The organism is Pedobacter suwonensis, assembly GCF_044762335.1.
Lineage (GTDB): Bacteria > Bacteroidota > Bacteroidia > Sphingobacteriales > Sphingobacteriaceae > Pedobacter.
Genome location: NZ_JBIWEB010000001.1, coordinates 463674 through 477412 on the forward strand (window position 1 = coordinate 463674; position 13739 = coordinate 477412).

A 13739-nucleotide genomic window follows, 5' to 3' on the forward strand; every position below is an offset into this window, starting at 1 on the left:
TTCTTTACTTATCTACATTCTGTTTGATGGTTCCATTACCCGGATTTTTTGAGGCACCCTGTGGAAATGGCATTGTCCACATACGTGAGTTAGGAGTAAGCGTTAAGGCTTGCCCACCTTCCGTTTTGCTCAGCGTAACAGCATAATTGGCATCTTTATTCAGGCGACGTGTATCAGCAAATGGTGTAATGCCTAAAATAAGTTCGTTTCTTTTGGTCCGCTGAATGAGTTTTACCGCTTCGATAGTGTTAGTTGCACTTAGCGGTGCATAATTTGCAGCAAAGATTCTTTTTACCCTTACCGCATTTAATGTAGCCATTGCGCCAGGAATATCGTTAAGGCGTGCCTGACATTCTGCTTTGATCAGATATACTTCAGTAGTTGTTAAACCACCTATATTGAAGTAACCAGTAGTAATGCTGGTATAATAGGTATCTGCACCAACGGTCCGCAGTTTCCAGCGGGAAGCGAACCTTGCGTCACCTTGTTCGAAACGGCTTGCACGGTCAACGCGGATTGCTTGTTCCCGGCCGGCATTGCTCGACGCACCGTGACGGAAATAATAATTTTCAACGTAATTAAAGCCCATTGGCGATGGCGCATTGGTATAGACATTAACTGCCTCTATTTGCGTTTTGTAGGTATTATAAAACGTTGTCCAGTCAAACAGTTTATCATTGTACTTCAGCGCTTCGTTTGCCGCAGCCAGGGCATCAGCATATCTTCCCATTTGCAGGAGTATTCTTGCTTTCAGTGCGTTTGCTGATCCGAGGTTAGGATGAAGTACTGTTGCACTGGTGGAACCCAAAGCTGGAATGGCCTCATTGATATCCTTTAACATGAAATCATATAACTCTTTGATCGATACCTGAGTATAGGGAGCGCCAATATCAGCACTAAGGATCAGCGGCACCGATAATTTGGTGCCTGCATTTGCCTCTTCATAAGTATCTGCATAATAATTAGCCAGTATATCATAATCAAATGCCCTTAATACTTTTGCTTGCGCAATGAGCTCAGCTTTTTGTGCATCGGTACCACCGGTAGTACCGGCTGTCTTTTCGATAATCAGGTTGCTGGTGTTTATTCCGGTGTACATGTTGTAATAGGTACCTTCATCGGCATTGTTTAATGCAATCCGATCCGCCGATTCATTCCAGTTATAGTTTGCCTTGTACAGGGGATAGTAATTCAGGTTGCCGCTGGTTTCAAACTTGTCGTTCAGCAAAAGTACAGCCTGGGTAATATCTGTGCGGTGGTTGCCATATTCATCGCGCAACAGGGCTTCATAATCAGATAGTGCGGTAGGAATCTGACCGTTCCCTACAGGAAGTATATCAATAAATTTATTGCAGGAGCTAAAGCTAAGTACCGAAGCGATAGCGGCTAATTTTATGGTGTTTAAAAGTATTTTTTTCATCACTTATGTCTTTAAATGTTCTTTTACTGCTGGTGCAGCATAACGTTTTTTAGAAAGTCAGATAAGCTCCCAATACATAATTCGGCATGCTGTATCCATTAAGCAGGTATTTCGCCGTTTGAGATTTGGCCAGTGTAAATGCATTCTCCACATTAAACTGGAAACGTATATTGCTCATCCCTGCTTTTTTAGCTACCAGTTGCGGTACTTTGTATGCAAGTGAAATATTTCGTAAACGCATATTGCTCGCATCAATCACATTGATATCCGCATAACCATACATACTGGCACTTTGGCTGTTATATGCAGGATCTTCAGCAAAAACCACTTTAGGCACATTGGTTGTTAGCTCATCACCAGGATTTCTCCACCTGTTTACAATATCTTTGTTTACGGTACTGATTTGCGTTACATAGCCGTTAAGCGCACTATTATAGCCGGCTCCGAGCGTAGGTAAAAATGTATTCCTCATTTTATGCCCCCCCTCGAAAGTCAACAGAAAAGATAAAGTGAAGTTTTTATAATCCAGCGTACTGTTAAATGATCCGCTGTATTTTGGAACAGTCGTTCCGCTGTACACAATAGATTGTAGCGTAGTAGGCGAAGCCAACACCTTCTCTCCTTTTTCATTATAAACCTGTGGCAATCCTTTATCACTCAAACCAGCCCATTGATAACTGTAAATGGCATTGTATGGATTTCCGATACGCGGAAATGATTGCGGATAATCAAGCTGAAGGATATAGAAAGGAGCCTCAACATTCACGTAGGTAACTTTATTCTTGTTATAAGCATACTGTACACTTAAGTTCCAGTTCAAATCTTTAGCGCGTATAATATCGCCAGACAGATTCAGTTCAATACCATTGTTCAACATCTTTCCGTTGTTGATGACATAGGTAGAATAACCAAAGCCTTCCGTCGGTACGCCTTGAGTGTTAGCGAGCAAGTCGGTACCTCTTTTGCGATAATAATCTATTGAACCCGATAAACGGTTGTTCAACACTGCAAAATCTAAGCCTCCATTGGTTATGGCCGTTTTTTCCCATGATAACAGTGGATTTGGTCTGCTTCCTACTGTTGCCTGCAAGCCTCCTACATTGTAGTTAGGGTTAAAATTGAAAGTGGTAAATGGCGCAGTATTGGTGTATACGTTACCACCGATACCCTGTGAAACACGCAGTTTTAATCGGTCTATCCAATCTACGTTAAAAAATGATTCCTTATGAATATTCCAGCCAGCACCTACTGACCAGATTGGGTCATGTTGATATTTAGAACTGGTACCCCAGAGGTTCGACCGATCCCAGCGGATACTACCCGTAAGCAGATATTTTTCATCATAGGTGTAGCCTGCATTGCTATAAAAAGAAACGAAACGTTCTACGTTAACCCTCATCACCGCTGCATCTGCTGCTGTAAAACTTCCACTACCAAGAATATTTCCAGGATAACTTCCCAACAATGGCTGGTTCAACAGGCTATAGGTTAGTGTGTTTGGATTGTAGTTATAAAGTGTCTGGTTTCCGAATTCTATTCTTCTGCTTCTAATCTCGGAGCCTAAAATTGCCGTTAAATTATGTTTCTCCCCAAAGGTTTTATCGATATTGAACTGCTGCCTGAAATTGTATAAATTGCTGAATTGATTTTCTTTGTAAAAGATATTTCCGTACGGAAGATTGAAGATGGCTGATCCGCCTGCCACAGGGTTAACCGAGGCAAAGCTGTTTACCCTGCTCCGCACATAGTAAGAATTTTTATCATTTAACTGTTCCAATCTCCTGTTTGAATACTCATATTGAAAACTCGGATTATAGGATAACCAGTTGGCAATTTTTACCCCAAATTTAATAAAGGACCTGTTGGTGAAATTCTTTGTTTTACCGAGGTTCATCTCCTGCTCATTTAATGGATTGATGTCCATATTATACAAGCGGTTATTATTGATCAGCGTCATACTATTGGCAGATAAACGTGATGCCGCGGTAGACGTAAAGTTGCTTCCATCGGCATTCACCAAACGGTCGTAAGGTAAATAGGCATATCCCGGTGATAAGGTATTATATGGCTGGGTATTTCCTTGAGCATAAGATAGGAATGTACTCAGTTCCATGCTCAGCCACTTGGTGATCTGGGTGGTATTGTTGATATTAACACCAACAGATTCATCACCTGCAAATTTATCCTGTGTTTTATTATTACGGTAAGTGACAGATGAATATAAAGCATTTTTTTCGGTTGCACTGCCGGCACTCAGGTTATATTGCTGATAAAAGGGATTACGCTTACTGTAATTTTCTACATCATCGTAATACTGGTATCCACTGGATGCCAGTTGTGCTAATCTGCTGTTGAGATCTGCTTGTGATAGCGTACCGGCAGCATTTTTCAGAATAGCATTAATACCCTGGCTCGGATAGGCCATATTTTGCAATAGGTTTGCCGCATAATTAGCAGCATTTGCACCCCTTAAATTCGGGTTATTCGCCGCCCATTCTTTCTCCAGTTCTACGATGTCTGACGAATTCGTCAGGTTATCTGTATATAACCTGTAAGGTGATACAGTGAATGTACTGGAGGCAAAGATTTGCGGCTTGCCGCTTTTTGCCTTCTTGGTCACAATAACAATAACACCATTAGCGGCCCGTGCTCCATAAATAGAAGCCGCAGCAGCATCTTTTAATACCGTAACACTCTCAATATCCTCAAGGTTCAACCCCGGGATACTTTCAGTCACATTTCTGCTGTTTGCATTTAAATTTATATTTTCAACGGGAAAGCCATCAATCACGTATAATGGCTGCACCAAACCATTCATAGATGTGGTACCCCTAATCAGACCATTATTGTAGCCTGGTATCCGGCCTTCCAGCAATGATGGTAAACTGCTCAAACGCTGTTGATCCAGCTGTTTGGATGATACCTTCGAAAATGATCCGGTAACGCGTTCTCTTGAAAGCGTTTGATAACCTGTTGAAACGGTCACTTCATCTAGCTGACTGGTTTGAATGGTGAGTATGATATTACCAAGATTTTGCGAGGCCCTGATCTCCCTGGTCTGATAACCTAAAAACGTAACTACAAGTACAGCATCTTCATCCACATTCTCCAGTTTGAATTCACCATCACTATTGGTTACCACTTGTTTTTTCAATCCCTTTACACTTACAATAGCGCCGGGAAGAGGCATATTCTTTTCGTTGAGCACTCTACCAGTAATATCAATTGCCTGAAATTGTCTGATTATTTTATCCAATAATGCAGGCTCCTTCTTTTTTACCAGCACAGATTTGTTTGTAATCGTAAATTCCAGCGATTGGTTTTTGAATATCTGATCAAGAACGTCGTTCAGTTCAGCATTTTTAACGTCTATCGAAACTTTTCTTGAATTCTTTAATACAGAATTTGTAATAACAAAATCGTAACCGGTCTGCTCACTAATCTGATCAAAAATGGTGTATAATCCGGCATTTTTAGCCGATAAGGTAATTTTTTGTGCGTAGGTGCCCGCACTTACCTGCATAAATAAAGCAAGTATGAGTAAAGTGGTTAGCTTCATAACTCTCCATAGTTTGTGTTGCGCGCTAAAAAAGCGCACTGGTTTAGTGCAAATTTGGTACATTTGATAAGTTTGGTTGTTGCTTAAAGCCTTGTATTTCGAGTTCGCGGCTTTTTAGCGGTTAGTTAACTGTTTGTTTGATTACCGGACTTTTATTACCAGTTCGATTGGCGTCGGACTGGTATTTAAATTTATTCTCCATCTCAGCCCTTATGGCCCTTAGGGATGAATTTGAATTTCCGATAGATTAGATAAGGTAAATTTCTATTGTATAACGGTCACCCTCCTTCCTTCAACTTTAAACTTTACATCATTGGAATAGCTAAGCATATTCAGCACTTCGCTTATATTTTTATGAAGCGAAATGTTACCATTAAACAGCTCGCCAGATTCTTTCCCTGTATACACGACCTCAATATCATACCAGCGCATGATTTTTGCCATTACCTCCTCAATCGGCTCATTTCTGAAACGGAAATAACCATTTTTCCAGGCCATTACATTTTTAATGTCCGCTGGTGCAATGGAGATATCATGCCCATTTTGCACTGTCGATTGCTCTCCAGGTTTAATGGTTTTTGTCTGTTGCAGATGATTTGATACCCGCACGCTTCCTTCAACCAGCGTAGTTACTGCCTTATGATGATCCGGATAGCTGTTTACATTAAAATGCGTGCCTAGTACCTGTACTTCCTGGAGGTTGGTTTTTACTATAAAAGGATGTAATTTATCTTTTGCAATCTGAAAATAGGCTTCACCTGTAAGTTCTACTTCGCGCAATTTCGCTGATGCAAATGATGCAGGGAATTTAATCGAGGAAGACGAGTTCAACCATACTTCACTTTGATCTGGCAAACGGAGACGGTACGTTTCACCCCTGGCAGTAGATAGGGTATTAATATGTATACCTGTTGGCTTTTGACCATCCTTCACGGAATAAATCAATTGCCCATCGGCAGTTTTAGTGATCACGATCCCTGCTTCGCTGGCCAGCTGACCATTATTGGCAGCAGACAAGACGATTTTTTTACCGTTCTCTAAGGTAAGTGTAGCCGTATTTTTTCCGGGAGGAATGTCATTTTTGATAATATTAACCAGCTTTTGTGGCTGTTGTTGCTGCTGACGATAGCTGTAATAAATAATGCTAATGCCAATAATGAATAAAATTGCGGCAGCCGCAATGCTGAACCAAAGTCTCCGCAGCTTACCATTAGGCTGTAAAGCAGCTGTTGACTCAATCTGCTCTTTTAAATCAGCCCATTTTGCATTGGTATTGGAAAATGAATAAGTTTTTAGTGCATCAGCAGACTCATCCCTTATGGCACGAAGTTCTGCTAAAAGTACCTGTTCATCGGCACTAAGGGCATTTGACAACTGTTCTTCTGCTTCCAGTTGATCTAAAAGCTTATTCCAGTCGGGAGTAAAAGTGCTGATTTTTTTATCCATATTAAAACACTGTCGTAGATATATGGAAAATGGGTGACAGCAAATGGGAGAATTTCTATTTTTTCTCTAAAATAAATTTAAAAATGCCCTGACAATGGATAAATGCGACACAAATAAGAGTTAAATGATTACGAAGTGCTGAATAGGCCCTGCTTAATTGAGTTTTAACCGTATTAATGGAAATATTTTGCTTCATAGCAATTTCAGCGTAGCTCATGTTGTCTACCGCATGCATAATAAAAATATTTTGCCTGCTTTCAGGTAGTTTTTGAATCAATTCGACAATTTTTATATAGCGCTGATGCTTGATTTCGTTATTTTCCAGCTCATTGGCATCCTCTTGTTCCTTTTCCAGAGCGGCGAGCATCAAATTCCTTTTTTCAGTCACTGCACTTTTACGCAGGAAATCAATGCATTTATATTTTACTGCCCGGCGTGCGTAGGCTTCAAAACTTGTGGTTAGTTGAATGGTATGGCGCCTCTGCCAGAAGTCTATAAAAAAGTCTTGCACTATATCTTCCGCTGTAAACTGATCATGCACATATTGCATAGCCACAGCACACAGAAATTGATGGTTTCTGCGAAACATTGTTTCGAATTCGTCGATATGAAGTGTTTTACTAGCTTCTCCTCCCATTAAAGAATTTAATGAATGACATAGTTAGTCAAAAGCTACGAATTTACGAAATGAACGTATTATCAAAAAAGACCAACTATTATTTAGTGCGGGTAAAGTTTATTGACTTCTTTATAATTTTGATACTACAAAAGAGATGGATCAGGCAAAACGTTGCTACATTTAAGGCCCACATAAGATGTTAAAAGCATTTTTAATGCTTATTTAGCCTATCGTTGATGATTTGAAAGCCAAAGGATTTATAAAATAATACCAAACCCAGGTTAAGTATTTCGTGTCAAAAATATCCTGACTCGGAAACTTTGAACGAAAAACCTGACATGTTAATTGATTGAATTTGGTTGAATAGACCATAATCATTTGTGAGAGATAACAAATCGACATGCGTTTAGCCAAGTATCCTTTTGTTGACCTTTACCCACTCAATACGTTGGGGATGATCACAAACCATGGATCACAGCGGCTTTCATAGTTTTAGGATCATTTTGGATATATCTTGTCTGGAGATTCTTAGGAAACAACATCCTTATGGCCCTGGGGAAATACGAGCAGCGGGAGTTCGGTAAGCCTGGCCATTTTTTGGCTATGGCTACCCTTTAGCACCCCGTCGAGAAAATCATGCGGACGATGGATCATAGAAAGGCAATCTATTTGCCCGTGTTCACTGAGCCGTTCCAGTCCACCCTCAACATCCTTATTGTATACATTTTTATAATATATCTTCTCGTAGTTGATGTCTGTCTTCAGCCGGGCAATAAAGTCATTGATCTTTCCTGTTCTCTCGGGCCCCATCCCATTCTCTACAACATGGACGATAAGCAGCTCTGCATTAAATGCTGATGCCAGCACCGCTAGGGACTGGATGGCCTCAAAGTCCGCTATACTCAAATCGGTTGCGAACGCGATCTTGGTAAAGGGACTGAATTTTACAGTTTTTGGTATGAGCATCAGCGGTAGCTGCGCCGCGTCTATCATGTCCCTGGTACTGCTACCCAGAAAAAACCTCCGCATATCTCCGGCACCGGAAAGCCCCATCACGGCCAGATTAACCTTGGTGGTTAGAATGGCTTCCCGCACCAGATCAGAGAGGTCGCCCACTTCTGCTTTTACAGAAACTTTGGGAAAAGCTTTATCAGGAAGACCGTTGGAATCAACGATCAGATGGGCAAAGTCTTTCAGCGCTCTTTTGCTCTTACTAATGACCGAATCATAATCCATTGGCCAAACCATTCCGCTGGGAATGGGCTGTGAAAGTGGAACGGTGATGGCATTACAAAGCGTCAGGTGAGCCTTAACCCTTTTTGCAAGTTCGTATGCATAGCGTGACGCATTTTCAGCAGATTCTGAAAAATCGGTCAAAGCAAGTATTGTTTTCATGATCCGAATATTTATCAATTTTGTGCTGGCCAGGCGACTGCACAACCATGTATGCATCCAAGTTCATAATTTTTCTTTTTTCCGGCGATGATATTGATCATATATAAATATGTTTTCGATCAGCAGCTCAGATTCAGGACTGATATAGCTCATTAACTTCAAAAAGTCTGCTCAACACTCAAACTCTGGCTCATTGCTTTTTTTTCATCCAATAAGCAGGATGGTTGATGGGAGTTCCGGACGGACTTAACCCGGGCTTTTTATTTTAATTGCTGATATGTCCTGTTTCTCCATTTGACAAGTTCAAACCAGACGACAGAAACAAATCCCAAGACAATGGAAATCAAGAGTCTGGATAAGTTAAGAGACCGAAATCCAAAAAACGATGCCAGGGGTGGCAAGTAGATCAACGCACCTGAAATGACAACGGTAATACCTATCATGATGGGAACAAGGTTATTCTTGTATCTTATGGTAGTAAAAAGCGAGTAGAAAAACGAGCGGTTGACCATCGTGAGCGATATATTTGCGGATATCAGGCAGCTGAATACCATGGTGCGTGTGATGAGCTCATCCGCCCCATCATTTATCGCATACTGATATGCTGCAAGTGTCCCTGCGGTAATGACCAATCCCTGAATGATGCTCATAGATAATTCTTTCCAATTAAAGAAGGTTGAAGTCATCGGTCTGGGTTTCTGCAGCATTGTATTTTTCTCGGTCGGCTCATTCTCATAGATGATCGAACAGGTTGGGCCCATAATCAGCTCTAAAAAAATGATATGAACAGGTGAGAAAATATTAGGATAAATCCAGCCCATGGCCAGCGGTATAAATACGGTTAATACAATGGGAATATGAATGGATATAATATACTGTATGGCCTTTTTCAAATTGGTATAAATACGCCTGCCCATCGCCACCGCATCAACCATCTTGGATAAATCATCCTCAAGCAATATCAGTGAAGCGGCCTGCTTGGCAATTTCAGTTCCTTTTCTACCCATAGCAATGCCAATATGCGCAGCTTTCAATGCAGGTCCGTCATTCACCCCGTCACCGGTCATGGCTACTATTTCTTTATTGGCTTTGATGGCATTGATGATCTTTAGCTTGGCCTCAGGAAACATCCGGGTAAAAATATTTACAGATTTGACTTTTTTTCCGAGCTGCGTTAAAGATAGCGGCATCAGCTCATCGCCGCCTATGCAATCTTCAGCACCCCTGAAACCAATCTGCCTTGCGATGGCGCCAGTAGTCTGTGCATTGTCTCCTGTGATAATCTTAACCGCGATACCTGCAGCGTAAAAGGCATCCAGTACAGCACTGATATTTTTCTTGGGTGGATCATAGAAGGCCAGGAGCCCCTTAAATGAGAACTCATATTCCTGTTGATTTTTCGGAAAATTATCCCCTTCAAAACTTGCCTGTCCTACTGCCAAAACGCGATACCCCTCTTTAGCCAAAGAAAAAATCGCTTCATTGATGTTTTGCTTTTGAAATTCGCTAAGATGACTTACCATCATAAGCGCCTCTGGCGCCCCTTTGGCTGAGATAATCCGCTGGCCATGGGAGTTTTCAAACAGGTGTGTCATCATAGGGGGCTTCCCTCCCAGCGGATACTCATGAATCATATGGAAGGCATGGCGCTCGTCTTCGGATGAATTTTTAAGGTAGGCATCATGCAGGGCAACATCCATTGGATCGAAGGGTATGGGTTCACTGGCCCACATACCCAATGTTAAGATTTCCTGAGTGGCCGAATCGAAAACATGACCCTCAACATCACAGATTTCATTGGTCTGCAGGGCATATATTTTTGTCAGGCTCATCCTGTTCTCGGTCAGGGTTCCGGTTTTATCGGTACAGATTACTGAAGCACTGCCAAGGGTCTCAACGGTTTTCATTTGTTTGACGATGATCCCCATGTTCATCATGCGCCAGGCACCCAGTGCCATAAAGGTTGTAAATGCTACAGGGATTTCTTCGGGCAAAATGCTCATTGCCAGTGTCAGGGCCTTGATCAGGCTGTCGAGAATATGCGGAAAGCGGAGGTAGTTTATTAACCACACGGCAAGGAATACCATACCGCCTACCATGACCATTTTTTTAACAAAATTGTTTATCTGCAGCTCAAGCGGTGTTTTTTCTTCTTTTATCGACTCCAGGCTTTTCCCGATTCTGCCCAGGCGGGTTTCATTTCCTACAGCCTGTACGGTGGCAATAGCAAGGCCGCTTGCTACGGTGGTTCCGTGAAAGATTAAATTCTCGTCTGAAGAACTGTCTTTATAAACGGCCAGGGACTCGCCGGTGAGCACGCTTTCATTGACGGAGAAATCATTGGAATGAACAATTACTGCGTCAGCAGTTATTGATTTTCCTTCTTCAACCATCAGGTAATCCCCTATAACAAGGTCTCCTGAGTTTATGTCCATCACCATCCCGTTTCTGATCACGCTGCATTTGGGCTGCGAAAAATCCTGTAATTTTTCCAGGGCGTTTCGGCTCCGCGAATCCTGATAGAGTGAGATGGTGGCAACAATTATTACGGCAAGAGAAAGAAAAATACCGTCGCCGGTTTTCTCTGTAAGAAAATAAATCAGGGCAGCAGCCAGCAACAAGATCACCATTGGCTCTTTTATAATTTTTTTCAGGGCATCCAGAAAGGCATTTTGCTTTTTGTAGGACAAGACATTTGTGCCGTATTTTTCCCGGGAGGCCTTCACCTGAATATCGCTCAAACCGCTAAGCCCAAAAGTATTTATCTCCATTATCGGTGAATTATTTTATAACGTTTACAACAGTATTTTAATTCAGATAGAAAAAAACCACTAACAGCTTTGCCCCTTACTCTTCTATCACTCCCGGCTTTGAAGAATATTGAAAAGAGGGCGTTGACGGCGAAAGCATAGGGCTTTTTGTTCCCCTGAACCATTGCGGGAATGCACTTAGCCAGCGTGCCAGGTTTGATATCCCAAAACCGCTGCTGCGTAAAACCACTTCCGGCATAGCCCGGTAATTTTTGATCATATTTTCTATTGAAATTTGATTTAGCTGCCTTAGCCGATAATAAAAGGTATCTCATTTCAAATTTATCACTTGTTTGAAATAGAAATAATGACCTCAATCATTGTAACAGATGATTTTGATATCAAGCGTTTAAGCATAAATTACACGATCAATAAAAGCGGAAATCTGCTTCAGAATTTAAAAAATTAGCCCTGCGTATCTGCAGATTTGAATAGCCTAAACGAAAAAAAGATCCTCAACAGGCCTGAGCTAATGAATAAAAGGGCCATCCAGGAGACAATGTTGATCATGCCCATAAGCGGATGATCAAGAATTAAAAAAGAGAAAATGAGGATGATAAGGCCGGGTAATAGGAAAACAAACCAATGTCGTCCTGAATATGGTGTAGTATTCAATGACCTTCCGATCTCCATAAAACCGTTAAATAACAGCCAGACCCCAATCAAAACAGGTAGAAGGATCATGGTCAGCATGGGAAAATAAAACAGGTAAGCTGCTAATGCAATATCTACGATTGCCCCGCTCAGCAGCCATAACCAACCGGAAACCCTTTTGCGAAATGTAAATGCCAGATATAAATGAAAAAAACCGGATAAACCTAAGCCCATGGCCAATATCAGGCTTAATGAAAAGTATGCCTCTGATGGACTTATGAGTACATAAACACCTATAATAACCATCATTATTCCTGAAATCAACATCATCTGAAGAACTGGCATGATCCCACTTGTAGAATGTACGTTTTTCATAATTTAGAAATTTTAAGTCCCTGGTGCCGAAGAAATATGAATAAGGGAGCTAGGTAGATACTTTAAGTTTTTTGCCAAAGTTGAATATTAAAAAAATTCAGAATGGTAGTCACAACAATTACATCGTAAATAAAACTTTTACAGGTTATTATGATTTTACCGGGATTTTCGGAACAAATCTTGAACCAAATACAAATTTACAGCTTATGTCCAGAACAGCTATGATTCTGGTCATCCAGCGTCATGATACCAGTCAGCATTTGTAGCATTCTTTTTGGCCATATTTATTGTATAAAACAGGAAAATCATGAACAGCAAGAAAAAAGTATCCACAAAGATGATCCTAATGCTTACAGAATTCAGCAACAGGGATAAAAACGCTACAGACGCAGCGCTGAAACTCGCTGTAAAACTTGGGCTGAACCTGATAGTAATACCCTCGGGGTGGCTAATGGAATAACTTATATTTGCCTTTTTACATCCATCGGCAAACAGCTTTCGTGACCTGGCCCTTTTTTCGGCCTCTTTCATAACAGCATGCCTGATTTTTACTGCGGAAATGCCGTTTTTCCCAAGCAGTTTAGCAAAGTCATACTCGTGATAAAGAAAAGATTCCAGAAAAACACCCACCAGGTGCGCGTCCGATTTCTTACAGTACCCGATAGCGAAGTCCATGGTCGATCCTGCAAAGTCCAATCCATCAAAAATAGCAGCAATTCTTTTCATACCTCTTATATTTTTGATTAAAGATAGACTCCGCAAAAATGAAAAGTAATGACGGCTGTCATGCTCCGGAATGATAATTAGGATAAAAAAACGGAAGATTAGTAGCCTTCTTTTGCCACAGGCCATTTACGAGGCCCAAAATAAAAAAGCTACTTTTTAAGTGGTCAATCAAATCTATTTCCGGTGAAACGGGGTCACCCTACTCCGGTTTATCCATACCGGGATGTCTTATTGAAAAATATCAGAAAAATCAGTGACGATAGTTTTATTCTTAAAGATGGAGATAAAATTTACCGATTATCACCATTTTACTCGGTTACCAGCACAGCTTATGGTGTTTATGCTACGATACGAAACTTTTAGCAATACGTTAATTCTCCGGTCTAAGGTTGAATTGTCGGTATATCATGAAGAAAATTGAATTCGAAAAATATTTTGAATCGGAGATGTCGGATTTATACAAACTCTGGTATGGATTGTACAACATTTGTTTGGAGTAATGCCCTAACTTTGATTTACTAACAATATAAAATAAACAAAGCGGTTTATGGATGTGATATAGATCTGGATGAAGGCTCTTTTGGACAGTGTGAAGCTTTTTTTAAGATCTTGTAGCTTTCTTATTAGGTCATAAAAGAAAATCAATAAATCATCTCCAGCCCGTAACTACGACTTGTCCTTTTGCAATGGCGATATTTGTATGTTGGTCTTGGTAGAATACAAAAACAAATTATGCAACTAAAAATAAATGTTATATTGAAGTTTATTAACGTTAACAACTAGCAAACCTATTTC

The 13739-nt window shown here is 40.8% G+C and carries 10 protein-coding genes; 1 reads left to right on the forward strand and 9 read right to left on the reverse strand.

The annotated features are described in order from the left end of the window. Positions 1–4: 4 nt before the first annotated feature. From ACIQXP_RS01885 to ACIQXP_RS01925, 9 genes are all read right to left on the reverse strand, one after another. Positions 5–1420: a RagB/SusD family nutrient uptake outer membrane protein gene (locus tag ACIQXP_RS01885; protein WP_293743312.1), complete on the reverse strand. Its 1416-nt coding sequence runs from the start codon at positions 1418–1420 to the stop codon at positions 5–7. A gap of 49 nt (positions 1421–1469) precedes the next feature. Beyond that, entirely contained in the window at positions 1470–4979 is a 3510-nt protein-coding gene (locus tag ACIQXP_RS01890; protein ID WP_387504232.1) for a SusC/RagA family TonB-linked outer membrane protein, read from the reverse strand. Between the two features lie 264 nt (positions 4980–5243). Next, the gene (locus tag ACIQXP_RS01895) at positions 5244–6425 is read right to left on the reverse strand and encodes a FecR family protein (RefSeq protein ID WP_387504231.1); all 1182 of its coding nucleotides are present in this window, start codon (positions 6423–6425) and stop codon (positions 5244–5246) included. A gap of 55 nt (positions 6426–6480) precedes the next feature. After that, complete coding sequence (locus ACIQXP_RS01900; protein WP_293743309.1) at positions 6481–7062, reverse strand: RNA polymerase sigma-70 factor; 582 nt, start codon at positions 7060–7062, stop codon at positions 6481–6483. A gap of 510 nt (positions 7063–7572) precedes the next feature. Next, the gene (locus ACIQXP_RS01905) at positions 7573–8439 is read right to left on the reverse strand and encodes a universal stress protein (protein WP_387504230.1); all 867 of its coding nucleotides are present in this window, start codon (positions 8437–8439) and stop codon (positions 7573–7575) included. 260 nt (positions 8440–8699) lie between these two features. Further along, complete coding sequence (locus ACIQXP_RS01910) at positions 8700–11210, reverse strand: cation-translocating P-type ATPase (RefSeq protein ID WP_387504229.1); 2511 nt, start codon at positions 11208–11210, stop codon at positions 8700–8702. Positions 11211–11286: 76 nt separating this feature from the next. Beyond that, positions 11287–11469 (reverse strand): hypothetical protein, encoded by a 183-nt coding sequence (locus tag ACIQXP_RS01915; RefSeq protein WP_387504228.1) that lies wholly within the window; start codon positions 11467–11469, stop codon positions 11287–11289. 185 nt (positions 11470–11654) lie between these two features. Next, entirely contained in the window at positions 11655–12218 is a 564-nt protein-coding gene (locus ACIQXP_RS01920) for an HdeD family acid-resistance protein (RefSeq protein WP_387504227.1), read from the reverse strand. Between the two features lie 231 nt (positions 12219–12449). Then, complete coding sequence (locus tag ACIQXP_RS01925) at positions 12450–12944, reverse strand: hypothetical protein (protein ID WP_387504226.1); 495 nt, start codon at positions 12942–12944, stop codon at positions 12450–12452. 183 nt (positions 12945–13127) lie between these two features. On the opposite strand from ACIQXP_RS01925, the gene ACIQXP_RS01930 reads away from it, so the two are divergent. Next, positions 13128–13307, forward strand: coding sequence for a hypothetical protein (locus tag ACIQXP_RS01930; RefSeq protein ID WP_387504225.1), 180 nt, complete (start codon positions 13128–13130; stop codon positions 13305–13307). Positions 13308–13739 lie beyond the last annotated feature (432 nt).